The organism is Klebsiella sp. 10-1, from assembly GCF_009758445.1.
Taxonomy (GTDB): domain Bacteria; phylum Pseudomonadota; class Gammaproteobacteria; order Enterobacterales; family Enterobacteriaceae; genus Klebsiella; species Klebsiella scottii.
In genome coordinates this window covers 593,043-618,487 of sequence record NZ_WQRE01000001.1, presented here as the reverse complement: position 1 = coordinate 618,487, position 25,445 = coordinate 593,043, and the positions used below count along the sequence as shown (strand labels likewise).

The 25,445-nt window shown below is 60.8% G+C and carries 22 protein-coding genes; 11 read left to right on the top strand and 11 right to left on the bottom strand.

From position 1 onward, the window contains the following. Positions 1-168 precede the first annotated feature (168 nt). The 4 genes from yvcK to pmrB all read left to right on the top strand — a co-directional run bounded on the left by yvcK (position 169) and on the right by pmrB (position 4,604). Positions 169-1,074 carry a uridine diphosphate-N-acetylglucosamine-binding protein YvcK gene (gene yvcK / locus GO007_RS02900; protein WP_095095277.1) on the top strand — a complete coding sequence of 302 codons (906 nt, stop codon included), beginning with the start codon at positions 169-171 and terminating at the stop codon, positions 1,072-1,074. A gap of 112 nt (positions 1,075-1,186) precedes the next feature. Then, positions 1,187-2,833 (top strand): phosphoethanolamine transferase EptA, encoded by a 1,647-nt coding sequence (gene eptA, locus GO007_RS02895; RefSeq protein ID WP_095095274.1) that lies wholly within the window; start codon positions 1,187-1,189, stop codon positions 2,831-2,833. Next, positions 2,830-3,504: a two-component system response regulator PmrA gene (pmrA, locus tag GO007_RS02890; RefSeq protein ID WP_095095271.1), complete on the top strand. Its 675-nt coding sequence runs from the start codon at positions 2,830-2,832 to the stop codon at positions 3,502-3,504. Before eptA ends, pmrA begins: the two co-directional genes overlap by 4 nt. Positions 3,505-3,506: 2 nt before the next feature. Continuing rightward, positions 3,507-4,604, top strand: coding sequence for a two-component system sensor histidine kinase PmrB (gene pmrB, locus GO007_RS02885; RefSeq protein WP_095095268.1), 1,098 nt, complete (start codon positions 3,507-3,509; stop codon positions 4,602-4,604). A gap of 268 nt (positions 4,605-4,872) precedes the next feature. Here pmrB and uvrB read toward each other — a convergent pair whose 3' ends face one another. Further along, positions 4,873-6,888, bottom strand: coding sequence for an excinuclease ABC subunit UvrB (gene uvrB / locus GO007_RS02875; protein WP_095095262.1), 2,016 nt, complete (start codon positions 6,886-6,888; stop codon positions 4,873-4,875). 737 nt (positions 6,889-7,625) lie between these two features. Here uvrB and GO007_RS02870 point away from each other — a divergent pair. Further along, on the top strand, positions 7,626-8,348 hold the full coding sequence (locus GO007_RS02870; RefSeq protein ID WP_095097988.1) for an ABC transporter ATP-binding protein: 723 nt from the start codon (positions 7,626-7,628) through the stop codon (positions 8,346-8,348). Here GO007_RS02870 and bioD read toward each other — a convergent pair. Genes bioD through bioB form a run of 4 tightly spaced genes read right to left on the bottom strand, consistent with a single transcriptional unit; the run spans position 8,290 to position 11,938 of the window. Continuing rightward, positions 8,290-9,012 carry a dethiobiotin synthase gene (gene bioD, locus GO007_RS02865; protein ID WP_095095259.1) on the bottom strand — a complete coding sequence of 241 codons (723 nt, stop codon included), beginning with the start codon at positions 9,010-9,012 and terminating at the stop codon, positions 8,290-8,292. The two genes, GO007_RS02870 and bioD, sit on opposite strands and share 59 nt — an antisense overlap. Then, entirely contained in the window at positions 9,005-9,760 is a 756-nt protein-coding gene (gene bioC, locus GO007_RS02860; RefSeq protein WP_095095256.1) for a malonyl-ACP O-methyltransferase BioC, read from the bottom strand. The genes bioD and bioC overlap by 8 nt, the downstream gene beginning before the upstream one ends. After that, positions 9,744-10,901, bottom strand: a complete 1,158-nt coding sequence (bioF, locus tag GO007_RS02855) for an 8-amino-7-oxononanoate synthase (protein ID WP_095095254.1) — start codon at positions 10,899-10,901, stop codon at positions 9,744-9,746. The genes bioC and bioF overlap by 17 nt, the downstream gene beginning before the upstream one ends. After that, positions 10,898-11,938 carry a biotin synthase BioB gene (gene bioB / locus GO007_RS02850; RefSeq protein WP_095095251.1) on the bottom strand — a complete coding sequence of 347 codons (1,041 nt, stop codon included), beginning with the start codon at positions 11,936-11,938 and terminating at the stop codon, positions 10,898-10,900. The genes bioF and bioB overlap by 4 nt, the downstream gene beginning before the upstream one ends. Positions 11,939-12,023: 85 nt before the next feature. On the opposite strand from bioB, the gene bioA reads away from it, so the two are divergent. Beyond that, positions 12,024-13,313: an adenosylmethionine--8-amino-7-oxononanoate transaminase gene (gene bioA, locus GO007_RS02845; RefSeq protein ID WP_095095248.1), complete on the top strand. Its 1,290-nt coding sequence runs from the start codon at positions 12,024-12,026 to the stop codon at positions 13,311-13,313. Positions 13,314-13,382: 69 nt separating this feature from the next. After that, a complete protein-coding gene (locus tag GO007_RS02840) occupies positions 13,383-13,859 on the top strand; it encodes a kinase inhibitor (RefSeq protein WP_095095245.1) in 477 nt (158 codons plus the stop codon). A 50-nt stretch (positions 13,860-13,909) separates the two neighbouring features. Here the strand turns inward: GO007_RS02840 and GO007_RS02835 are convergent, their stop codons facing one another. The 6 genes from GO007_RS02835 to hutI all read right to left on the bottom strand — a co-directional run bounded on the left by GO007_RS02835 (position 13,910) and on the right by hutI (position 21,755). Beyond that, a complete protein-coding gene (locus tag GO007_RS02835; protein ID WP_095095242.1) occupies positions 13,910-15,298 on the bottom strand; it encodes an amino acid permease in 1,389 nt (462 codons plus the stop codon). 100 nt (positions 15,299-15,398) lie between these two features. After that, positions 15,399-16,931 (bottom strand): histidine ammonia-lyase, encoded by a 1,533-nt coding sequence (gene hutH, locus GO007_RS02830; protein WP_095095239.1) that lies wholly within the window; start codon positions 16,929-16,931, stop codon positions 15,399-15,401. 1 nt (position 16,932) lies between these two features. Continuing rightward, positions 16,933-18,618 (bottom strand): urocanate hydratase, encoded by a 1,686-nt coding sequence (hutU, locus tag GO007_RS02825; protein WP_045854530.1) that lies wholly within the window; start codon positions 18,616-18,618, stop codon positions 16,933-16,935. Between the two features lie 142 nt (positions 18,619-18,760). Beyond that, positions 18,761-19,486: a histidine utilization repressor gene (locus tag GO007_RS02820; protein ID WP_095097985.1), complete on the bottom strand. Its 726-nt coding sequence runs from the start codon at positions 19,484-19,486 to the stop codon at positions 18,761-18,763. A gap of 56 nt (positions 19,487-19,542) precedes the next feature. After that, positions 19,543-20,499, bottom strand: a complete 957-nt coding sequence (gene hutG / locus GO007_RS02815; protein WP_095095235.1) for a formimidoylglutamase — start codon at positions 20,497-20,499, stop codon at positions 19,543-19,545. Then, positions 20,496-21,755 carry an imidazolonepropionase gene (gene hutI / locus GO007_RS02810; protein ID WP_189339815.1) on the bottom strand — a complete coding sequence of 420 codons (1,260 nt, stop codon included), beginning with the start codon at positions 21,753-21,755 and terminating at the stop codon, positions 20,496-20,498. The genes hutG and hutI overlap by 4 nt, the downstream gene beginning before the upstream one ends. A 275-nt stretch (positions 21,756-22,030) precedes the next feature. Between hutI and GO007_RS02805 the strand changes: the two genes are divergently transcribed. The 4 genes from GO007_RS02805 (at position 22,031) to GO007_RS02790 (ending at position 25,401) form a co-directional block, all read left to right on the top strand. Continuing rightward, the gene (locus tag GO007_RS02805) at positions 22,031-23,314 is read left to right on the top strand and encodes a putative acyl-CoA thioester hydrolase (protein ID WP_095095229.1); all 1,284 of its coding nucleotides are present in this window, start codon (positions 22,031-22,033) and stop codon (positions 23,312-23,314) included. A 203-nt stretch (positions 23,315-23,517) separates the two neighbouring features. Then, positions 23,518-24,069, top strand: coding sequence for a tetratricopeptide repeat protein (locus GO007_RS02800; protein WP_095095226.1), 552 nt, complete (start codon positions 23,518-23,520; stop codon positions 24,067-24,069). A gap of 22 nt (positions 24,070-24,091) precedes the next feature. Then, on the top strand, positions 24,092-24,607 hold the full coding sequence (locus tag GO007_RS02795) for a sigma-70 family RNA polymerase sigma factor (RefSeq protein WP_223261764.1): 516 nt from the start codon (positions 24,092-24,094) through the stop codon (positions 24,605-24,607). Continuing rightward, positions 24,604-25,401, top strand: a complete 798-nt coding sequence (locus GO007_RS02790; protein ID WP_095095223.1) for an anti-sigma factor family protein — start codon at positions 24,604-24,606, stop codon at positions 25,399-25,401. Before GO007_RS02795 ends, GO007_RS02790 begins: the two co-directional genes overlap by 4 nt. Positions 25,402-25,445 lie beyond the last annotated feature (44 nt).

Below are 25,445 nucleotides of genomic sequence, written 5' to 3'. Positions count from 1 at the left end.
TTTCGCTATATAATTATGTATATATCGCTACGATCGTGCATTTTCGTTACAGAATAGCCAAAATTCACAATTTTGCATTGATGTCGGTCAGTTTGTCAGGATGCGGGCATCGTCTTTTAGGGGTAGATCGGTTACTGTGAGCCCGTTCATTTGAGATAAGGAATTTGTATGCGCAATCGGACTTTCGCCGACCTCGATCGGGTAGTGGCACTTGGCGGAGGGCATGGTCTGGGCAGGGTGATGTCGTCACTCTCATCGCTCGGATCGCGCCTGACCGGCATCGTCACCACCACCGATAACGGCGGATCCACGGGGCGTATTCGCCGTGCTGAAGGCGGCATTGCCTGGGGGGATATGCGCAACTGTATTAACCAGCTGATCGCCGAACCCAGCGTAGCATCCGCCATGTTTGAATACCGTTTTGCCGGTAATGGCGAACTTTCCGGACATAACCTCGGAAATCTGATGTTAAAGGCCCTTGACCACCTCAGCGTCAGGCCCTTAGAGGCGATTAATTTAATCAGAAACCTGCTAAAAGTTGACGCGTTACTGATACCGATGTCTGAACAACCGGTGGATTTGATGGCGATTGACGACGAAGGTCACGAAGTTTATGGCGAAGTCAATATCGACCAGCTTCCCCGGGTGCCGCGTGAGCTGATGCTGACCCCGCCGGTTCCCGCCACTCGCGAAGCGGTTGCGGCGATCGCCGAAGCCGATCTGATCCTGATCGGGCCCGGCAGCTTTTACACCAGCCTGCTGCCTATTTTACTGCTCGACGAGATGGCGCAGGCGCTGCGCCGCACGCCGGCGCCGATGGTTTTTATCGACAACCTCGGCAAAGAGCACAGCCCGGCCGCCAGCCTGACGCTGGCAGACCGCATCGCGATCATGGAGCATTACGTGGGCAAGCGGGTGATTGACGCCGTGGTCATCGGGCCGAAAGCCGATACCCGCGGCCTTGAGAAACGGATGGTGATCCAGACGCCGCTGGACGCCAGCGACGTGCCCTATCGCCACGATCGCCAGCTGCTGCGCAACGCGCTGGAAAAGGCAATTCAGATACCGGGCTAATTCCACACCGGTTGATACCGTGGGGAGCCTCCGCTCCCCACATTAAAATCTTAAGGTTGTCTTAAAATAGAAGTGGCAGCATAGCGAGCATGTTTTCACCAGGATTTTTGCTATGTCGTTATTTCCATTGCGTCGGCCGGTAGTGAGCCGTACGACTTACCTGCTTCTCTTTGCCGCCTACGTTGGGCTATGCCTCAATATCGCCTTCTACCGCCAGGTCTTCGTCCTGCTGCCGGTCAATAGCCTGCATAGCTGGCTGGTGTTTCTCAGCATGCCGCTGGTCGCCTGCAGCGTCATGAATATCCTCACCACCCTGGCCTCTTTCCTGAAGCTGGACCGCGTCGTTATCAGCCTGTTTATTCTGCTCAGCGCCTCAGCGCAGTATTTTATCTGGACCTTCGGCGTCATTATCGACCGGGCGATGATAACCAATATTCTTGATACCACGCCGGCGGAAAGCTTCGCCCTGCTGTCGGGCAGAATGGTACTGACCCTCGGCCTTTCCGGCGTGCTGGCGGTGGCGCTGGCCTGGTGGATCAAGGTGCGTAAGCCGAAAACGTTCGCGCGCGGCGTCGCCGTGCGGCTGCTGAACGTTGCGCTCTCGGCGATCCTTATCATGCTGATTGCCGCCCTGTTTTATAAAGATTACGCCTCGGTGTTCCGCAACAATAAAGAGCTGGTGAAGTCGCTGAGTCCGTCAAACAGCATCGTGGCGATCAACTCCTGGTATGCGCACAATAAGATGGACAATCTGCCGCTGGTCAAAATTGGCGAAGATGCGCTGCAGAAGTCGCAAATGCGCGACGGGCCGCGGAAAAACCTGACCATCCTGGTGCTGGGCGAAACCTCGCGGGCGGAAGATTTCTCCCTGGGCGGCTACCCCCGCGAAACCAACCCGCGCCTGCAGCAGGATAACGTTATCTATTTCCCCGATACCACCTCCTGCGGCACCGCGACGGCCGTCTCCGTTCCGTGCATGTTCTCCAACATGCCTCGCGCGCACTATGATGAAGAGCTGGCGCATCACCAGGAAGGCGTGCTGGATATTCTGCAGCGCGCCGGTATTCAGGTGCTGTGGAACGACAACGACGGCGGCTGTAAAGGCGCCTGCGATCGCGTGCCGCATCAGAACGTCACCGACCTGAAGCTGACGGGTCAGTGCATCGATGGCGAGTGCTACGATGAGGTCTTGTTCCATAATCTGGAAAGCTACATCGACAATCTGCAACAGGACGGCATTATCGTTCTGCACACTATCGGTAGCCACGGCCCGACGTATTACAATCGCTACCCGGCTGAATTTAAAAAATTCACCCCGACCTGCGATACCAATGAAATCCAGAGCTGCACGCAGCAGCAGCTGACCAACACCTACGACAACACCATTTTGTATGTCGATTACGTGGTGGATAAGGCCATAAAGCTGCTGCAGTCAAAGCAGGATAAATTTACCACCAGCCTGGTGTATCTTTCCGACCACGGCGAGTCGCTGGGCGAAGACGGCGTTTATCTGCACGGGCTGCCGTGGTCCATCGCGCCGGATACGCAAAAGCACGTCCCGATGCTGATGTGGCTGTCGCAGGATTATCAGCGGCGCTACGGTATTTCCAGCGAATGCTTGCAGCAAAAAGCAAAAACGGCGCCCTATTCGCAGGATAATTTGTTCTCCACCCTGCTCGGCCTGTTCGGGGTCAATACCCGTGAATACCAGGCGACAGATGATATTTTAACGCCATGCCAAAGCGAGGCCGGCAGATGAAAATCTTAGTCATTGAAGACGACGCGCTCCTGTTACAGGGATTAATTCTGGCTATGCAGAGCGAGGGATACGCCTGCGACGGCGTCTCCAGCGCTCATGAGGCCGCGCTATCTCTGGCCAGCAACCACTACAGCCTGGTGGTCCTCGACCTCGGGCTGCCGGATGAGGACGGCCTGCACTTCCTGGCGCGGATGCGGCGGGAGAAATTCAGCCAGCCGGTGCTGATCCTCACCGCTCGCGATACCGTCGAAGACCGCATTGACGGTCTCGATACCGGCGCCGACGACTATCTGGTGAAGCCCTTTGCGCTGGAAGAGCTCAACGCCCGCATCCGCGCGCTGCTCCGCCGCCACAATAACCAGGGCGATAGCGAAATGGTGGTAGGCAACCTACGCCTCAATATCACCCGCCGGCAGGTGTGGCTTGGCGGGGATTCGCTGGAGCTGACGCCGAAAGAGTACTCCCTGCTGTCGCGCCTGATGATGAAGGCAGGCAGTCCGGTACATCGGGAAATTCTCTACAACGATATCTACAGCTGGGATAACGAACCGGCGACCAATACCCTGGAGGTTCATATCCACAACCTGCGCGATAAGGTCGGTAAAGCGCGGATCCGCACCGTCAGGGGCTTCGGCTATATGCTGGTGAACAATACCGAATCGGAGTCATAAAGATGCCGCTATTAGCCACCGAAAAATGGACCATGCGCTTTCGCCTGCTGCTGACCATCGGCACGATTCTGGTGGTCTGCCAGATTATCAGCGTGTTCTGGCTATGGCATGAAAGCAAAGAGCAAATTCAGCTGCTGGTGGCCAGCGCCATCGAGGGGCACAACAACCAGAAGCACGTTGAGCACGAGGTGCGGGAAGCGGTCGCCAGCCTGCTGATCCCAAGCCTGCTGATTATCGGCCTCGCGCTGTATCTCAGCCTGCTGGCGGTGAAAAAGATAACCCGCCCGCTCTCCCGCCTGCAGGGCGAGCTGGAGAACCGCACCCCGGATAACCTCCAGCCCATCGAGCTCAGCGAGTCGGTGCCGGAAGTGACCGCCGTAACCACCGCGCTGAACCAGCTGGTATCGCGCCTGAACCTGACGCTCGACCGCGAACGCCTGTTTACCGCCGATGTGGCCCATGAGCTGCGCACGCCGCTGGCCGGGCTGCGCCTGCACCTCGAACTGCTGGCCAAAGTGCACGGAGTCGGCGTCGATCCGCTTATTCAGCGCCTCGACCAGATGACCAACAGCATCTCCCAGCTCCTGCAGCTGGCCCGTGTGGGTCAGTCGTTTTCCGCCGGTAGCTACCAGCAGGTGCAGCTGATGGAGGATGTTGTAAAACCGCTTGAGGAGGAGCTGGAGGCGATGCTGGCGCCGCGCCGGCAAAAGCTTGAGATCGTCAGCCCGGACGAGGAGGTGATGGTTTCCGGCGACGCCACGCTGCTGCGCGTGGTGCTGCGGAATCTGGTGGAGAATGCGCACCGCTATAGCCCCACGGACTCAACGATCAGAGTCTCGATTCAGGCGGGGCCAACGCCGATCGTGGCGGTGGAAGATGAAGGTCCGGGAATTGATGAGGCGAAAAGCGGCGAGCTGAGCAAAGCTTTTGTCCGCATGGACAGCCGCTACGGCGGCATTGGCCTGGGATTAAGCATCGTCACCCGTATCGTCCAGCTGCACGATACCCAGTTTTTTTTGCATAACCGCCAGCCGGGTCCCGGCGTTCGCGCCTGGGTACTCTTTCCCAGGCCTTCACGTCAGAAGGTCAGCACCCACTGATGGAAGAAGGCGACGACGATAATAAAGGCGCAGGTGATGGCCAGATATTCGCGAAAGTGTAGTTTTTGCATGACGCTATCCTCATTAGAATGAAGATAGTGTCCCTGAACAAGATTAAGCGGATATTAAGATCCAGCCCCAGGGCTATTTTATTTGCCGTTTTGATCCGGGAAGCGCGCGCATCGTCACCTGCCGCCCGTACGCTGCGGCTGTTGCGCGCTGTCCGGGCCTAAACTGGCCGCAGCAAGAGGCGTGACGCGCGCCGGGCCTACGACGCGGCGATGAACAGGTCCCGCAGCTTATGCAGCTGGTCGCGGATCTCGGCAGCCTCTTCGAACTCCAGGTTCTGCGCATGCTGCATCATCTGCCCTTCCAGCTCGTGAATTCGCTGCTGCAGCGCTTTTGGCGTCAGCACTGGCGTATCCGCCTCAACCGGTGAACGCGACTTGCCGCGCCCCTTGGCCTTGGTCTTCGCCAGGCCGCTGCCCAGCGCCAGGATATCGACCACCTTCTTGTTCAGGCCCTGCGGGGTGATGCCGTGCTCTTCGTTATAGCGCTGCTGCTTCTCACGGCGCCGCTCGGTTTCACCGATGGCCTTCGCCATCGAGGCGGTGATCCTGTCGCCGTAGAGAATCGCCTTACCGTTGATGTTACGCGCCGCGCGGCCGATGGTCTGGATCAGCGAACGCTCGGAGCGCAGGAACCCTTCTTTGTCCGCATCAAGGATCGCCACCAGCGAAACCTCCGGCATATCCAGCCCTTCGCGCAGCAGGTTGATCCCGACCAGCACATCAAACTCGCCGAGGCGCAGGTCGCGGATAATCTCCATACGTTCGACGGTATCGATATCCGAGTGCAGGTAGCGCACGCGCTCGCCGTGCTCTTCGAGGTACTCGGTTAGGTCTTCGGCCATCCGCTTGGTCAGGGTCGTCACCAGCACGCGTTCGTTGATGGCGGCGCGCAGGCGAATCTCCGAAAGCAGATCGTCGACCTGGGTTCCCACCGGGCGCACTTCGATAACCGGGTCAAGCAGACCGGTCGGACGAACAACCTGATCGACCACCTCATCGCCGGATTTATCCAGCTCATAGGCGCCGGGCGTGGCCGAAACGTAAATGGTCTGCGGCGCCAGCGCCTCAAACTCTTCAAACTTCATCGGACGGTTATCCAGCGCCGACGGCAGGCGGAAACCATATTCCACCAGCGTCTCTTTACGCGCCCGGTCGCCGCGATACATCCCGCCGATTTGCGGAATGGTGACGTGGGATTCATCGATAACCAGCAGGCCATCCGCCGGCAGATAGTCGAACAGCGTCGGCGGCGGCTCGCCCGGCCCGCGCCCGGAAAGATAGCGCGAGTAGTTTTCAATGCCCGAGCAGTAGCCCAGCTCGTTCATCATTTCGAGGTCAAACTGGGTACGCTGGCTCAGGCGCTGCTCTTCCAGCAGCTTGTTGTTTTCCAGCAGCACTTTACGTCTGTCCGCCAGCTCGACTTTTATCTCTTCCATCGCCTGAACGATACGTTCGCGCGGGGTAACGTAGTGCGTTTTCGGGTAGATGGTATAGCGCGGAATGGACGATTCAACCTGCCCGGTAAGCGGGTCAAAGAGCGACAGGCGCTCAACCTCTTCGTCAAACAGCTCAATACGCAGGGCAATATCGTCCGATTCCGCCGGGAAGACGTCAATGACCTCACCGCGCACGCGGAAGGTCCCGCGCTGGAAAGCCTGATCGTTACGGGTGTACTGCAGCTCCGCGAGGCGACGCAAAATGGCCCGCTGGTCAATCAGCATGCCGGTAGTCAGATGCAGCATCATTTTCAGGTACAGGTCAGGGTCGCCCAGGCCATAAATGGCGGAGACCGAGGCCACCACGATGACGTCACGACGCTCCAGCAGCGCCTTGGTTGCCGACAGACGCATCTGCTCAATATGTTCGTTGACCGAGGCGTCCTTCTCGATGAAGGTGTCCGAACTCGGCACGTAGGCTTCAGGCTGGTAGTAGTCGTAGTAGGAGACGAAGTACTCGACGGCATTCTCCGGGAAAAACTCCTTCATTTCGCCATACAGCTGTGCCGCCAGCGTCTTGTTAGGCGCAAGGACCATCGTCGGGCGCTGCAGGTCGGCAATGACGTTAGCGATGGTGAAGGTTTTACCCGACCCGGTTACCCCCAGCAGCGTTTGGTGCGCCAGGCCATCTTCCAGCCCCTCTTCGAGGCGGCGAATGGCTTCCGGCTGATCGCCAGAGGGACGGAAAGCGGAATGCAGCGTGAACGTTTTACTCATATGTCTGACCCTGAAGGAGGATGAAGCGCCCGGCGCGAGACGGCAGGTGTTTAATTCTACCCGTCGCCGTGGCTTTTGCCAATAAATAATACTGGATATAAAACCAGTACCGTATTATTGTTTGCCCTGTAAACCTTGCGCTATGCCGCCACATTTGGGCAAAAAAACGCCGCCTTGTGGAATAATCCGCCACTGTGTAAGGTTATCCCCAGAAAAATTTGTCATTTAACATTTGTCAAGCAAGGTGGTGAATCTTTTATGGCAGCAGGTGACACTTTCCTTACAGCCATTGATTTTATCCAACCAATTGATATTAAATAGAATTTAATAAAAGACGGGTTTCGCGCCAATTCCGCCGCAGGCCGCGTAATCTCTAGCTTACCGCAAGTTCTCTAACTCTAATACACAAGGTTATCCACAGGAATAGTGGATAACTCGCTGCAGGCCATGACCTCTGCCACCCGGCAGAAATTGCCCGCCGTCGGAAAACGCGCCGCTAAAAAATATTATTGAATTATTTTTGATATTTATCAGCTAAGGGCGCCCGCCTTTTTGTTGCTTTCTGCACCACATTTCACGTCGTTTAGCACCGGGAAAGTGCAGCCGCTTCGCTGCCCCCTGCTCATGGTTCCAGCCGCGACCTGCTCTGGCGGAAAAATGCCGTCACTTCTTTTTCCTGGCAAGAGATTTGCAGAATGTTTGTCTCGCTCGCTATCGCCAAAAAGGAGAAAACGCCTATGTTGAGTCTACGCGCCGTCAATCAGTACTATGGAAGCCAGCACACGCTGTGGAACGTTGATCTTGAGCTCAGGCCAGGAGAGTGCACCTGCGTGATGGGAAGTCAGGGAATGGGGAAAACCACGCTGGTTAACTGCATTACCGGGAATCTCCCGGTCGCCAGCGGCAGCATCACCTGGCAGGAGCGCGGAGCGCCGCCCTGCGACCTGATGCCGCTCTCCGCCCATTCACGCAGCGTTATAGGTATCGGCTACGTGCCGCAGGACCGACGCATCTTTTCGCAGCTTAGCGTAGAAGAGAATCTGCATATTGCGCTGGCGGCCGGAGGAACGCCCGGCGCCGTGGTGAATAGCGAGATTTACGATCTGTTTCCGCAGCTGTACGCCCTTCGCCAGAGCAAAGGCGCCGCGCTCTCGGAAGACGACAGGTACCAGCTGGCGCTGGCGAGGGCGCTGATCGTCCGGCCGCGCCTGCTGATACTCGACGAGCCGTCGCGCGGCAGCGGACAGCACTTTATGCATAAGCTGGGGGACCTGCTGGTTCGCCTGAACCGGGATATCGGTTTAACGGTGCTGCTCGCCGAGCAGCACCTGCCGTTTATTCGCCGGGTGGCAGACCGCTTCTGCCTGCTGCACCGCGGGCGTAGCGTGGCGCAAGGCGACGTTATACAGCTGGATGAACCGCTGCTGGCGCAGTGGATGACGCCCGATCCAGCGCGCTAAGATCGAGATACCGGCCGAGATCCTCCCGCTGCGACGCCTCCTCCAGCCACGGGATCTCACCCAGCAGGGGCGCTGGCAGCAGCCGTTTGAGGGTCACGAGGTATTCGCTATGCCGCTTCCCCGGCGGCTGGACGTCGTTGGCAACCCAGCCCACCAGCGGCAGCCCTGCCTGGCGTACCGCCTGAGCCGTCAGCAGGGCATGATTAATGCAGCCCAGCTTTATCCCCACCACCAGAATCACCGGCAGCCGCTCCTCCTGCACCCACTCGGCAAAGCTCAGCGTTTCGGACAGCGGCGTAAACCAGCCCCCCGCGCCTTCCACCAGCAGCCATTCTGCCAGACTCTCCAGCTCGCGCAGCCCGGCGGAGAGCGCGGCGGCGGTAATGGGGCGGCCTTCATCGGCGCTGATAATATGCGGCGAAGTGGGTTCCGCAAAGGTTAACGGGTTAACCTGCTCATAGCTCAGCGGCACGCGGCTGTTGCGCTGCAGGGCCAGCGCGTCGTCGTTGCGCAGGCCCTGCTCCGTGTACTCACTGCCGGAGGCCACCGGCTTATAGCCGGCGCTTTTCAGGCCCCGCAGGTTCGCCGCCTGCAGCAGGGCGCAGCTGCTCACCGTTTTGCCGACTTCGGTATCCGTTCCGGTGACGAAATAACGTTTAATCACGTTCAATCACTCCTGTAAAAAGATGGTACGTCAGCGGGCACTGCCCGTGCAGTTTGGGCCACGCCAGCTGAAGCTGGCGCAGCTTCCCGCGGCTGAGGGGCGCCGCGCTGCGCCCCTCGTGTAAATGGGTGGCGCCGATGCCCTTCAGCGAACGCATCGCGCTCAGGGCGTCGGCGAACGGCAGCGTCACGGCATCAACCTGCGTCTCGACCCGCCGGCCGCTCAGCGCGCTCCGTACCGCCTGCTCGCTGAGGAAACGATTGGCGTGCGGATGCCGGTCAACCGCCTCCCAGGCCTGATTGAGCTCGGGGAGCGAGCCGGCCAGCAGGGTGCTGAAGGCCACCCGCCCGCCGGGACGCACGACCCGATACAGCTCATCAAGCGCGGCGCTGAGGTCGTCGCACCACTGCACGGCCAAATTACTCCACGCCAGGTCCACGCAGGCCTCCGGCAGCGGCAGGGATTCAATATCGCCCTCCACGTAGCCGTGCGCGGCCTGCTGACGCCGGGCCTCCGCCAGCATCTCGACGGAGATATCCAGCGCGGTGACGCGGCTGCCCGCCTCGCGCCAGTAGCGGCTCATGCCGCCGGGGCCACAGCCCGCATCCAGAACCTCGGCAAAGCGCTGGCCGTTAAGCTGACGCAGCAGCAGCTCCGCGCTGCGCCGCTGCAGCTCATCGTGCTGCGTATAGCGGCTCGCCGCCCGGCCGAAGGCGGCGGCCACCGCGCGTTTATTCACCGCCGGCATGCAGAACCTCCAGCAGGCGATCGATATCCGCAGACTCATGCGCCGCGCTCAGGGTCAGCCGCAGCCGGGCGCTGCCGACCGGCACCGTCGGCGGACGGATCGCCGTCGCCCAGCAGCCCTGCTCGCGCAGGCGTGCCGCCAGGCGCAGGGCGCGCGTATTGTCTCCCACAATCAGCGGCTGAATGGCGCTGACCGATTCGGTGAGCTGCCCCGGGCAGTCGCGCATACCGTCGCGGAACTGCGCAATCCGGCAGGCCAGCGCTTCCCGCCGCTGCTGGCCCTCATCGCCGCGGATAGTCCGCAGCGCGGCGATGAGCGCAACGGCCTGGGCCGGCGGCATGGCGGTGCTGTAAATCAGGTGGCGGGCAAACTGCAGCAGGTAGTCCGCCAGCGCCTCGCTGCACAATACCGCCGCGCCGCTGACGCCAAAGGCCTTCCCGAAGGTCACCACCAGCAGTTCAGGGTGGACGTTTTGCGCATAGCAGCTGCCCCGCCCTTCGTCGCCGAGCACGCCAATGCCGTGGGCATCATCGACCAGCAGCCAGCCGCCGGCTTCGGTGGTCACCTGCTGGATCGGGCCGAGGGGCGCGCTATCGCCGTCCATGCTGAAGACGCCTTCGGTGATCGCCAGCTGCTGGCCCGCCAGCGGTTTCTCCAGCAGCGTTTTCAGCTGCTGAACGTCGTTGTGCTGAAAGCGCCGCAGCTGCGCCGGGCTGAGGCTGGCTGCCTCCAGCAGCGAGGCGTGGCTCAGACGGTCCGCTACCGCGCGATCGTCCTTGCCGAGCAGGGCGGCAATCAGCGCCTGATTAGCGGCAAAGCCGGAGATAAACAGCAGCGCGCGCGGATAGCCCAGCCAGTCGGCCAGCGCCTCCTCCAGCTGGCGATGCGCGTCGCTGTAGCCGCTGACGTGACCCGAACCTCCGCTGCCGACGCCGTAACGTTCGGCGCCCTGCTGCCAGCCGGCAACGATCTGCGGATGCTGGCTCAGGCCGAGATAATCGTTGCTGGAAAAGTTGAGCCAGCGCTGCCCCTCGCGGGTCAGCCAACGCCCGGCACCCTGCGCTACCGGCTGACGAGAGCGAAAGGCATCCGCCTGCCGCCGTTCGCTCAGCGCCTGCTCGATGCGTTGCTGCCAGCTCATAGCACCGCCGCGTTGTAATATTCCTCGGTATCCGGGTTATTCAGCGCGTGCTCCAGGCGCTGCTGCTGCTCGTTATCGCCTTCCAGCACCGCCGTCTGCTGCGGATTAAGCCCCAGCTTGCGGAACAGCTGCAGGTCCTTATCCTCTTCCGGGTTCGGCGTCGTCAGCAGCTTGCAGCCGTAGAAAATGGAGTTGGCCCCGGCCATAAAGCACATCGCCTGGGTCTGTTCGTTCATCTGCTCGCGGCCGGCGGAGAGGCGCACGTAGGAGGTCGGCATCATGATCCGCGCCACCGCGATGGTGCGGATAAACTCAAACGCGTCGACGTCGTCGTTGTCCGCCAGCGGCGTGCCCTTCACCTTCACCAGCATGTTGATGGGCACGCTTTCCGGCGGCGTCGGCAGGTTGGCCAGCTGCAGCAGCAGTCCGGCGCGATCTTTTACCGTTTCGCCCAGCCCGACGATACCGCCGGAGCACACCTTAATTCCCGCGCCGCGCACTTTACCAAGGGTATCGAGGCGCTCCTGGTAGGTACGGGTGGTGATGATATTGCCGTAGAACTCCGGCGAGGTATCCAGGTTGTGGTTGTAGTAGTCGAGGCCGGCACCGGCGAGGCGCTGCGCCTGGCTATCGGTGAGGGTGCCGAGGGTCATACAGGACTCCAGCCCCAGCGCCTTAACCCCTTTGACCATCTGCTCAAGATACGGCATATCGCGTTCGTGCGGATTCTTCCACGCCGCGCCCATGCAGAAACGGGTCGAACCGGCATTTTTAGCCTGTCGCGCCGACTCCAGCACCTGTTCAACTTCCATCAGGCGCTCGGACTCCAGGCCGGTTTTATAGCGCGCGCTTTGCGGGCAGTATTTACAATCTTCCGGGCAGGCGCCGGTCTTAATCGACAGCAGCGTGCTGACCTGAACCTGGCGCGGGTCAAAGTGCTGGCGGTGGACCTGCTGGGCTTCGAACAGCAGATCCAGCAATGGTTTATTAAATAACTCAGTGACTTGCGACATTTTCCAGCGTGCGTGGTGAGCCATTGGCTTCTCCAAAGGGTTTTGTTAACTGTCGGTTCGGTTTATACTCGTAAACCTAAATGTTTTCAAAATGGTTTACAAGTCGCTTATGACAATGGACGATCTCGCCTTCGATCGGCGCCACATCTGGCACCCCTACACTTCCATGACCTCCCCCCTGCCGGTTTACCCGGTGGCGGCCGCTCACGGCTGCGAGCTTTCTCTGGCCGGCGGCGAACGGCTGATTGACGGCATGTCGTCATGGTGGGCGGCGATCCACGGCTATAACCACCCGCGGCTGAATGCGGCGATGAAAGCGCAGATCGACGAGATGTCGCACGTGATGTTTGGCGGGATAACCCACCCGTCGGCGGTCGCGCTCTGCCGCCAGCTGGTGGCGATGACGCCGGAATCGCTGGAGTGCGTGTTCCTCGCCGACTCGGGGTCCGTGGCGGTCGAAGTGGCGATGAAAATGGCTCTGCAGTACTGGCAGGCAAAGGGCGAACCGCGCCGGCGTTTTCTCACCTTCCGCAACGGCTATCACGGCGACACCTTCGGCGCGATGTCGGTGTGCGACCCGGACAACTCCATGCACAGCCTGTGGCAGGGCTATCTGCCGGACAACCTCTTCGCGCCGGCGCCGCAAAGCCGCTTTGACGGCGAGTGGGACGAGCTGGATATGGTGCCCTTTGCGCGCCTGATGGCCGCCCATCGCCATGAAATTGCGGCGGTGATCCTTGAGCCCATCGTACAGGGCGCCGGCGGGATGCGGATGTACCATCCCGAGTGGTTAAGGCGCATCCGTAAGATGTGCGATCGCGAAGGTATCCTGCTGATTGCCGATGAGATTGCCACCGGCTTTGGCCGTACCGGTAAGCTGTTTGCCTGTGAACATGCGGGCATTGCGGCGGATATACTGTGCCTCGGCAAAGCGCTGACCGGCGGGACCATGACGCTCTCCGCGACGCTGACGACCCGCTCTGTCGCGGAAACCATCAGCAACGGGGAGGCCGGCTGCTTTATGCACGGCCCGACCTTTATGGGCAACCCGCTGGCCTGCGCGGTGGCCGCTGAGAGCCTGAACCTGCTGGCAAGCGGCGAGTGGCAGGCCCAGGTTGCCGCCATAGAAGCGCAGCTGAAAGCCGAGCTGGCTCCCGCGCGCGACTCCGCGCTGGTGGCCGACGTGCGCGTGCTTGGCGCCATTGGCGTGGTTGAAACCCGTCGGCCGGTGAATATGGCCGCCCTGCAGCGCTTTTTCGTCGAGCAAGGCGTGTGGGTCCGCCCGTTCGGCAAGCTTATCTACCTGATGCCGCCGTATATCATTACCTCAGAACAGCTGACGCGCCTGACCCGGGCGGTTAACGCGGCGGTGCTGGAAGAAACATTTTTTAGCGATTAAGAGACGGTAATGCCGCGCCTCACGCGCTACACTTCTTTGCGAATCAGTAGATTAACTTGAGGAGAGACGATGAAACTCATCAGTAATGATTTGCAGGATGGTGAAAAACTGCCCAATCGTCATGTATTCAACGGCATGGGCTACGCGGGGGACAATATTTCACCGCATCTGGCGTGGGATGATGTTCCGGCGGGCAGCAAAAGCTTTGTGGTGACCTGTTACGACCCGGACGCGCCGACCGGCTCCGGCTGGTGGCACTGGATCGTGGCGAATCTCCCTGCCGATACGCGCGTGCTGCCCCAGGGCGCCGGTTCCGGCCTCGCGGCGCTGCCGGAAGAGGCGGTTCAGACCCGGACCGATTTCGGCCAGGCGGGTTACGGCGGCGCGGCGCCGCCGAAGGGTGAAAGCCATCGCTATATCTTTACCGTGCACGCCCTGGACGTCGACAAAATTGACGTCGATGAAGGCGCAAGCGGTGCGATGGTCGGTTTTAACGTGCATTTCCACAGCCTCGGCAGCGCCTCGATAACCGCCCTGTTTAGCTAACTTCGGAACATCCCCGGGCCGGGGCTCACGCCTGACCCGGGGATGTCTGATTACTGCTCCGTCACCGCGATGACCGCACTTTTTCGCACCCGCGCATACCACACCACGGTCAGCAGGCCCAGCCAGACCAGGCCGGCGATCAGCGCAATACGCGTCTCTTCCACCATCCCCAGCACCGCAATCACCAGCCCCATAAACAGCAGGGTCAGCAGCGGCGCCAGCGGCCAGAACGGCACCGGGAACTCGATATTGCGCCGCTCTTGCGCCGACAGGCCCCGGCGCATCGCAAAGTGGGCCAGCAGGATCATCAGCCAGACCCATACCGTGGCAAACGCCGCCAGCGAGGCGATCAGCACGAAGATCTGCTCCGGCATCAGGTAGTTCAGCACTACCGCCGCCAGCAGCGCCACGCCCATCACCACCACCGTCATCCACGGCACGCCGTTGCTGGCGATACGCTGGAAGCTTTTCGGCGCCATGCCCTCTTTCGCCATGCCGTACATCATGCGCCCCGCGCCAAATATATCGCTGTTGATGGCCGAAATGCTGGCGCTAATGACGATAATATTGAGGATGGTCGCCGCCGCCGGAATCCCCAGCCCGCTGAAGATCAGCACGAACGGGCTGCCCTGCTCGCCAAAGCTGTTCCACGGGAAAATAGCCATCAGGATCGCCAGCGTGCAGACGTAGAACAGCACGATGCGCAGCGGGATGGTATTGATTGCCTGCGGAATAACCTTTTTCGGGTCCTGCGCCTCCGCGGCGGTGACGCCAATGATTTCGACCCCGCCGAAGGCAAACATCACAATCCCCAGCGAAGCGATAATCCCCTGCCAGCCGTTGGGGGCAAATCCGCCGTGGCTCCACAGATTTTCCAGCCCCGTCGCCGGAAACGCGTGGCCGAAGCCAAAGAAGATGATGCTGCCGCCGGCAACGATCATCGCAATAATGGCCACCACTTTAATCAGCGAGAGCCAAAACTCCATCTCACCAAAAATTCGCACGTGGCACAGGTTCATCGCGCCGATGAAAAAGATAATGCTCAGCACCCAAATCCAGCGCGGCACGTCGGGGTACCACAGCCCCATATAAATCCCAAACGCGGTCACGTCGGCGAGGGCCACAATCACCATTTCGAAAGTGTAGGTCCAGCCGGTGATAAACCCGGCCAGCGGGCCGAGATACTGCCGCGCGTAGCTGCCGAAGGAGCCGGAGACGGGGTTGCGCACCGCCATTTCTCCCAGCGCCCGCATCACGATAAAGACCGCCGCGCCGCCGATAAGATAGGCCAGCAGCACCGCAGGACCGGCGGCCTTGATGGCGGCGGCCGATCCGTAGAACAGCCCGGTGCCGATGGCGGAACCGAGCGCGATAAAGCGAATATGGCGAGCGTTCAGCCCGCGCAGCAGATGTGGCTTTTGTTGCGATTGTTGTTGCATATGCAAGTGTCCTGATAATTTTTATACGACGACAAATATGCGTGTAGGACGGCCGGGGGGAAGGTATCCCCCCGACGCGGGTACAGAGAACAGCGAATGGTTAGTTGTGATCGGGCAGTACGGCAGGCAGCAGACGCGTCAGGTGACGCGCGGCCAAAAGCTCAATAGCGTTTTCAATATCCGGCGCGAAGAAGCGGTCTTCGGTGTAATGCGGCACGCGTTCGCGCAGCAGATGGCGCGCCTTTTCCAGCAGCGGGCTGCTGGCAAGGCCCTCGCGCATATCCAGCCCCTGGACGGAAGCCAGCCACTCGACCGCCAGCACGCCGCGCGTATTTTCAGCCATCGCCCACAGGCGGCGACCTGCGGCCGGCGCCATCGAGACGTGATCCTCCTGGTTTGCTGAAGTCGGCAGGCTATCAACGCTATGCGGGTGCGAAAGCGCTTTGTTTTCGCTGGCTAATGCCGCCGCGGTCACCTGGGCGATCATAAAGCCGGAGTTGACGCCGCCGTTTTTCACGAGGAACGGCGGCAGCTGCGACATATGGCTGTCCATCATCAGCGCGATGCGACGCTCCGACAGCGAGCCGATTTCGGCTATCGCCAGGGCGATGTTGTCCGCCGCCATCGCCACCGGTTCGGCGTGGAAGTTGCCGCCGGAAATCACCTCATTCTCGCTGGCGAACACCAGCGGGTTGTCGGAGACCGCGTTGGCTTCAACCAATAAAACTTCCGCCGCCTGACGGATCTGCGTCAGACAGGCGCCCATCACCTGCGGCTGACAGCGCAGAGAGTACGGGTCCTGTACCTTGGTGCAGCCGTGGTGCGACTGAGAAATCGCGCTATCGTCGGTCAGAACGTGGCGATAGAGCGCGGCGGCGTCAATCTGTCCGCGCTGGCCGCGAGCCTCATGGATACGTGAGTCAAAGGGACGACGCGAGCCTAGCGCCGCTTCGGTCGTCAGCGCGCCGCACACCACCGCCGAGGTAAACAGGTCTTCGGCTTCAAACAGGCCGCGCAGCGCGAATGCCGTCGAGGCCTGCGTGCCGTTAAGCAGCGCCAGCCCCTCTTTGGCCGCCAGCGTAATCGGCTTGAGGCCCGCTTTTTCCAGCGCCTGCGCTGCCGGCATCCACTCCCCCTGCCAGCGGGCTTTCCCTTCCCCCAGCAGCGTCAGCGACATATGCGCCAGCGGCGCCAGGTCGCCGGATGCCCCAACGGAGCCTTTCGCCGGGATCCACGGCGTAACGCCTTTGTTCACCAGCTCCGCCAGCGCCTGGATCACGCTCAGACGAATGCCGGAAAAGCCGCGGGAGAGGCTGTTAATCTTCAGCACCATAATCAGCCGCGCCATCGCCTCATCCAGCGGCTCGCCGATGCCGGCGGCATGGGACAGCACCAGCGAGCGCTGGAGGTTTTCGAGGTCCTCGGTTGAGATACGGGTTTGTGCCAGCAGGCCAAAACCGGTGTTAATACCGTAAGCGGTGCGCCCTTCCGCGAGGATCGCGTTGACGCAGGCCACGCTCTCGTCAATCGCCGCAAAGGCGCTCTCATCGAGCACGACGTTCAGCGGATGGCTATAAATATCGCGCAGCTGCGTCAGGCTCAGCTGGCCGGGAATAAGAGTTAAAGTTTTCATTTCAGCGTTGCCCCTGCGTTGCTGACACCATAGGAAGATTCAGTCCTTGTTCCGCTGCGCATTCAATCGCAATCTCATAGCCCGCATCCGCGTGACGCATCACGCCGGTTGCCGGGTCGTTATGCAGAACGCGAGCGATTCGCGCGGCCGCTTCGTCGGTCCCGTCGCAGACGATAACCATCCCGGAGTGCTGAGAGAAGCCCATGCCTACGCCGCCGCCGTGGTGCAGCGAAACCCAGGTCGCGCCGCTGGCCGTATTCAGCAAAGCGTTGAGCAGCGGCCAGTCGGAAACCGCATCAGAACCATCGCGCATGGATTCGGTTTCACGGTTCGGGCTGGCAACCGACCCGGAGTCAAGGTGGTCGCGACCGATAACGATCGGCGCGGAAACTTCGCCGCTGCGAACCATTTCGTTAAAGGCCAGACCCAGCTTCTGGCGCCACTCGAGGCCAACCCAGCAGATACGCGCCGGCAGGCCCTGGAAGCTGATGCGCTCGCGCGCCATATCCAGCCAGTGGTGCAGATGCTTGTCGTCTTTGACAATCTCTTTCACTTTGGCATCGGTCTTATAAATATCCTGCGGGTCGCCGGAGAGCGCCACCCAGCGGAACGGGCCGATACCGCGGCAGAACAGCGGGCGAATATAGGCGGGAACGAAGCCCGGGAAGTCGAAGGCCTTGTCGACGCCCATTTCCTGGGCCATCTGGCGAATGTTGTTACCGTAGTCGAAGGTCGGGATGCCCATCTCATGGAAGGCCAGCATGGCCTGAACGTGGTCGGCCATCGAGCGTTTGGCGGCCTGAATAGTGCCCTGCGGGTCGGAGACCGCTTTTTCCTGATACTCTTCCCAGCTCCAGCCTTTCGGCAGATAGCCGTGCAGCGGGTCGTGGGCGCTGGTCTGGTCGGTGACCATGTCCGGGCGCACGCCGCGTTTAACCATTTCCGGCACGATGTCGGCGGCGTTGCCGCACAGCGCGATAGAGACGGCGCGGCCTTCGGCGGTATATTTTTTGATGCGGGCCAGGGCGTCATCCAGCGACGTCGCCTGCTCGTCAACGTAGCGGGTACGCAGGCGGAAATCGATACGGCTCTGCTGGCACTCAATGTTCAGCGAGCAGGCGCCCGCCAGGGTCGCGGCCAGCGGCTGAGCGCCGCCCATGCCGCCCAGACCGGCGGTCAGGACCCAACGCCCTTTCAGGCTGCCTTCGTAGTGCTGGCGGCCGGCTTCGACGAAGGTTTCGTAGGTTCCCTGCACGATGCCCTGGCTGCCGATATAAATCCAGCTCCCGGCGGTCATCTGGCCGTACATTGCCAGACCTTTGGCGTCGAGTTCGTTGAAGTGTTCCCAGGTCGCCCAGTGCGGCACCAGGTTAGAGTTGGCGATCAGCACGCGGGGTGAGTTTTCATGGGTTTTGAACACCCCCACCGGCTTGCCGGACTGCACCAGCAGGGTCTCATCGTTTTCCAGGTTTTTCAGCGCCTTCACGATAGCGTCATAGCATTCCCAGTTACGCGCCGCGCGCCCAATACCGCCGTAAACCACCAGCTCATGCGGGTTTTCGGCGACGTCCGGATCGAGGTTATTCATTAACATACGCAGCGGCGCTTCGGTCAACCAGCTCTTCGCACTCAGCGTGGTGCCTCTCGGTGCACGTACGTCCAGCTGGCGATATTTGCTTTGCGACATCGGGGTTTCTCCTGACAATTAACGTTGTTTACGTAGATACATATACTTGTCTATACAACTCTACGCAAGCCAGGATTTAACAGAAATTATACAATTTTGTTATATTGCGTCAGCAATCACGCTTTTGCCGACGCGCGGAGGATCAGGATCCGAAACGCCCCTGCAGGCGATAGCGGCTGCCGGGAAACAGCAGGCGGGCGTGGGAAACAATATGCGTCGTCGACCAGGTGCGGCGGCGAATCATCAGGCAGGGATCGTGGGCATGAATGTGCAGCAGCTCGCACTCCTTCGCGCTCGCCTGCACCGCTTCCACAATATGCTCCCCCTCGGTTAGCGGGGCAATTAGCGACAGGTAGTCGTGCGGCGTGGTGGCGGTGTAGTCCTGGCGTAAATAGTCCGGCACCACGGTGGCATTGACGCAGCGGTCCTCAATTTGTACCGGAACGTCGTTTTCAAAATGCACCATCAGGGAGTGAAATATCCGCGTGCCTTCGGCGACGTTGAGCGCCGCCGCCTGAATAAGATCGGCCTGGGTCTCTTCCAGCAGCAGCACCTCACAGCGGTGCTGATGCTGGCGGGAGACGATTTCATCGGCGATGCTGCGGACTTCAAACAGCGCCGACTGTCCTTTCGGCTCCGCCACAAAGGTCCCCACGCCCTGCAGGCGCACCAGCAGGCCTTCATCGGTAAGCTCGCGAAGCGCCCGGTTGATGGTCATCCGGCTAAAACCAAACTGCGCCACCAGCTCCGCTTCCGAAGGGATGCGATCGTGCGGGCGCCAGACGCCGCTTTGGATCTTTTCGCTGATCGCCTGCTTCACCTTTTCATAGAACGGTGCCGGCGCGGAGAGAGATTGCTGTGAAAACATAGCCTGGCTTTCCTTATACTCAATGGGCGGCGAAACGATCAGAATATACTGAATCGTCAGCGCCACCAATGGGCGATTTGCCACGATAGCCGGGCCGCCGTGCGGGCCCCCCGGCTATCGAGGTCAAACTGCGGATTAAACTCCACCAGATCCACCGCCTGCAGCTTGCCGCTGCGGCACAGCGGCTCGACGATGCGCAGCAGCGTCGTCAGCGGCACGCCCAGCGCAGCAGGAGCCGACACCGCCGGCATTTCAGCCGCCGGCATGACGTCAAGGTCGATGGTCAGGTAGAGGCGATCGTAGAGGGCTATCTGGCGCGCGATTTCCGGCGCAACCCGTTCTTCATAGGCCTGCAGCACGTCCAGATCCTCAATGACCCGCACCTCGCGACGCGCCGCCTCATCCCACAGGGCCTGGGTATTCGCCGCCCGGCTGGCGCCGATGCAGGCGTAGTGAAAACCGCGCCCCTGCGCTTCACACTCCAGCGCCAGCTGGCGGAACGGCGTTCCCGAGCTGGCCCGGTCGGCAAAGCGTAAATCGAGATGGGCGTCGAGGTTGATAATGCCGACCTTTTCGTCGGGGAACGCGTCCAGCACGCCGGCGCCGTGGCCAAAGGCGGTTTCGTGGCCGCCGCCCAGCACCAGGGTGCGTTTGCCGGCGCGCTGGCAGGCAGTTACCGCCTCGCGCAGCGCCTGCTGAGCCTCTTCCAGCGCGTCGCCCATCACGCTAATGCTGCCCATATCCACGCAGCGGTCGTGGCCGTCGTGGCTGGCCATATTCGCCAGCGCCCGCCGCAGCGTCTCGGGCCCCTTTTCCGCCCCGGTGCGCCCGCGGTTGCGCCGCACGCCCTCGTCGCAGGCAAACCCCAGCAGCGCAATCTCGCCCGGCTGCTCGTCGGGAGCGAAACGGTCCACCCGCGCTATCGTCTGAAACAGGCGCAGCGCGTTGGCGGCTTCGCCGCTGTCGTCGCGCCCTTGCCACAGCCCGGCGGGCGTCGGTTGCCACAGCTTCATTGCATCTCTCCTCGAACCACGCGATGCCAGAGCGGGCTGCGCCCCGGTTCATACACCATCTCTACCGGATGTTCGGCGTCCCAGATGGCAAAATCGGCGACGAATCCCGCCGCCAGCTGGCCGTGGCTCGCCTGGCGCCCCAGCGCCCGGGCCGCGTGGCGGGTCACGCCGGCCCATGCCTCCTCCGGCGTTAAGCCGAACTTGACGCAGGCCATATTCATCGCCAGATGCAGGCTGGCGAACGGGCTGGTGCCCGGGTTGTAGTCGGTGGCGACGGCTATCGGGACCCGGTGCTGGCGCAGCAGTTCTACCGGCGGCCGGCGGGTCTCGTTGAGGAAATAGAAGGCGCCGGGCAACAGCACCGCGACCGTCCCGCTGTGGCTCATCGCCGCCACGCCCTCTTCCGTCAGATATTCGATATGGTCAGCAGAGAGCCCGCGATAGCGGCTGACCAGTTCGGCGCCGCCGAGCGATGACAGCTGTTCGACGTGGCCCTTCACCGGGATTCCGCGGGCCTGCGCCGCCTGGAATACCCGTTCGGTCTGCTGCGGACTGAAGCCGACGTTTTCACAGAACACGTCGACGCTTTCAAACAGCCCCTCTTCCCACAGCGTCGGCAGCAGGGTTTCGCAGACCAGCGCGATGTAGCCGTCCGGGTCATCTTTATACTCCGGCGGCGTGGCGTGGGCGGAGAGCAGCGTGGCCGACAGCTCCACCGCGTTGCTTTCGCTAAGCTTTCGCGCCACGCGCAGCATCTTGCGTTCGTTTTCCAGATCCAGCCCGTAGCCGGACTTAATTTCAACCGTGGTCACCCCTTCACGCAGCAGGCGATCCAGGCGCTGCTGCGCCAGCGCCAGCAGCTGCGCTTCGCTGCTCTCGCGGGTGGCGCGCACCGTCGAGTTAATTCCCCCGCCGTTAGCGCTAATCGTCTGGTAAGAGACGCCGTTTAGCCGCTGCTCCCACTCCTGCGCCCGGCTGCCGCCGAAGATCAGGTGGGTATGGCAATCAATCAGCCCCGGCGTCAACAGCCTGCCGCCAAGGTCAATACTCCGCCCGGCCGGGGCGTCGCTTTCAGGGATCACGGCCTCAATCCGGCCATCGCGCACCAGCAGCGCGTGGCGATCCAGCAGGCCATAAGGCCGCGAGTCGTGAGGGTTCAGCGTGGCGAGGCGGGCGTTTCGCCAGATAACGAGATCGGAAGTGGCTTTAGTCATACCAGTCAACTTGTCATGGGTTGTATAGACATTTATTTTCATTCCACCGAGAATGTCAATAAAAGCAGGCGGAATTGTTATTTTTTTGTGACTGCGAGCGGCCCCGCTTCAGGATGCAAAACAGCATTACGCTAACTTTTTAGCTCAGCGTCTTCCCGTTTTGCTCAACTTAGTATAAAAAAGCAGGTTTTAAAGAGCTTATCTATTCACACACCCCAAATAATTCGGCCCGTATCGAGATGGCAGGCGCACGCTGCCAGCAAAGAAGCGGCTTGAAGTATGGCGGGTATAGCTAATTGATTCTTGCCCGGAGCAACATGAACACATTCTCAGTTTCCCGACTGGCGCTGGCGCTGGCCTTCGGCGTGACGTTATCCGCCTGCAGCTCAACCCCTGCAGATCAGCAACCCTCTACCCAGGCAGCGCCGGGTACCGCCTCTCGCCCGGTTTTAAGCGCCGATGAAGCGAAGAACTTCCTGCCGACGAGCTATTTCCAGTCGCTGGACCCGAACGCCGCAGCGTGGAAGCCGGCAGCCATTGCCGTGCCGGCCCAGCCTGACTTCGTCGTCGGGCCTGCGGGCACTCAAGGCGTTACCCACACCACGATTCAGGCTGCCGTCGATGCGGCAATCGCCCGCCATTCCGACCGCCGTCTGTTCATTGCGATTATGCCGGGTGAATATACCGGTACCGTCTATGTTCCGGCCGCCCCCGGCGCGCTGACCCTGTACGGTACCGGCGAGAAGCCGCTGGATGTGAAAATTAGCCAGGCGATCGATTCTGAAATGGACGTCACCAGCTGGCGCCACCTGGTCAATCCGGCCGGAAAATATATGCCAGGCAAACCGGCGTGGTATATGTTCGACAACTGCCAGAGCAAGCGTACGGCCACCGTTGGCATGATGTGCTCTGCGGTCTTCTGGTCGCAGAATAACGGCCTGCAGTTGCAGAACCTGACCATCGCTAATAACCTCGGCGATAGCGTTGATGCCGGTACCCACCAGGCCGTAGCCCTGCGCAGCGATGGCGACCAGGTCCAGATTAACAACGTCAATATTTTGGGCCGCCAGAACACCTTCTTCGTGACCAACAGCGGCGTGCAGAACCGCCTGCAGAACGATCGCCAGACCCGCACGCTGGTCAGCAACAGCTATATTGAAGGCGACGTCGATATCGTTGCCGGCCGCGGCGCCGTCGTATTTGATAATACCGATTTCCGCGTCGTGAATTCCCGCACGCAAAAAGAGGGCTACGTCTTTGCTCCGGCTACGCTGAAGAGCGTCACCTACGGCTTCCTGGCCATCAACAGCCGCTTCACCGCTTCCGGCGACGGCTTCGCTCAGCTGGGCCGCTCTCTGGACGTTGATAGCAACACCAACGGTCAGGTTGTTATCCGCGATAGCGTGATTAACGAAGGCTTTAATGTCGCTAAGCCGTGGGCCGACGCGGCAGTATCTAACCGCGCATTCAGCGGTGATACCGGCGCGGTGGACGCTAAAGGCGTTGCGCAGCGTAATCTCAACGACAACGGCTTCAACCGCATGTGGGAATACAACAACCGCGGCGTGGGAAGCTTTATCGTAGCCGAGCCTAAGCAGTAACCGCCGCAGCTTAAAAGGGGGACGCCGCTCCCCCTTTACTTCCCCCTCTTCCCGACGGGCTTTCCCGGCCGCAAAAAAATACGCTTTTTAGGCGAATAAAAACTCCCGCTGGCGCGTTTACACCATGCAAGACCATGACGGCGCTTAACCCTTGCGGTTCGCCTGTACGCCTGGTCGCGCATTCGCCCACTCTGGAGACTAAAATGAACGCACTTTCCTCTGCATTACGCCCCGCTTCGCGCCGCATGGCCGTTCCGGCACTGCTATTTTTCCTGTCCGTGCCGCCGGTTTTTGCCATGGGCGATAATAGTACCGAGAGTAAAACCCCTGACTGCCCGAGCGGACAGGTTTATGACAGCGCCACCAAACAGTGCGTGCCGGAGAAAACCAGCAGCCTCAGCGACCAGGATAAAACCAACTACGCCTACCATCTGGCGAAAAAAGGCGAATACCAGACGGCGCTGAACCTGCTGGATTCGTTAAAAAACGGCAATACGGCCGAGGCCTGGAACTACCGCGGCTACGCGACCCGCAAGCTCGGACGCACGGACGAAGGCATCGGTTACTATCAGCGTTCGCTGGCGCTTGAGCCGAACTATGCCAAAGCCCGGGAGTATCTGGGTGAAGCATGGATGATAAAAGGTCGTGCGGATCTGGCGAAGGAGCAGCTGAAGGTGATTGCCGGGATCTGCGGCCAGGGCTGCGAGGAGTATCGCGATCTGCAGGCGGCCATTAACGGGCATCCTGAATCCTGATTATCGTCACGAGGGTAAGAAAATCACAACCAGTGAAGTTCGCTCACAGCTTGCCGCGCATCTGGCCCGCCTTTGGCGCTACGGGCTGATACTGTCGCGCAGCCGCGATGTAGCCGAAGAGTTGGTACAATCCACCTGCGTACGCGCGCTCGAAAAGAGCGCGCAGTATACGCCGGGCACGCGTATAGACAGATGGCTGTTTTCTATTCTCCACTCAATCTGGATCTCAGAGCTGCGCGCGCGCCACGTGCGGATGGGGCAAGGATTCGTTGACAGCGAAGAGCTGGTTGCGCCGGATTCCCGTGAAATGGCGGAAGATAGCCTGCAGTACCGGCAAATTATGCGGCGCGTGGGCGCGCTGGCGGAAGCGCAGCGCAATGCCGTATTTTTGGTGTATGTCGAAGGCTTTACCTATCAGGAGGCGGCGGACACCCTGTCGGTGCCGGTTGGTACCATTATGAGCCGGCTGGCGGCGGCAAGGCTGACGCTGGCAAAATCGATAGCTACCCCGCCCTCTGCGAAGGAGAAACGCTCTTGAAACCCTTAAGTTTTACGCCTCCCTATAATGATGAGGCCATCGTTGCCTGGCTGGATGGCGAGATGAGCGACGCCGACGCCCGCAGGTTCGAAGCCGCATTCAAGAGCGATGGGCAGCTTGCCGCCCGCACCGCCGAGCTGATGAGCAGCAATCAGAACTATCGCCAGGCCTTTGCGCCCCTGCTCGATGAGGCTCCGCTGGAGCGCATGCAGGCAAGGCTGGAAGCGCAGCTGGCGGAGGACGAGGATAGCCGCGCGCCACGGCCGTCGTTTAGCCGCCGCTCGATGATTGCCGCCTCGCTCAGCTTTTTGCTGATTGGCTCCGGGTTAGGCTATCTGGCGCGCGCTCCGGCGGGCGAGCCCGACGAGAGCGAAAATATTCGCGATCTTGAAGCCCGCTACATGTCGCTCTACAGCGCCGAAACGCTGCTCGATCTCGACAGCTCGTCGCCGCTGCTGCAGCGCGGCCTGACGCGCACCGCCGAGGATATCGGCCTGCATCTCAATGAACAGCAGCTCAGGCTGCAGGGCGCGGAGCTTAAAATGGTCCGCATACTGCGCTACGACAGCACCTCGATAGCGCAGATTGCCTGGATGCATGCCGAATATGGCCCCATGGCGCTGTGCATCTCTCCGCTGCGCCAGCCGGGCAGCGCGGAGATTAGCAGCGAGCAGCGCCACGGGATGAATCTCGCCTGGTGGCACGATCGGGGATATCAGTTCGTATTAATTGGCCGCAACCCTGGCCTACAGCTGCACAATAGCGCCCAGGCGCTACAGGCGGCGCTGTCATAAGCGCCATACCGCCCGCTCGGAGGGCAGCTTAAGTCTGCTCGACG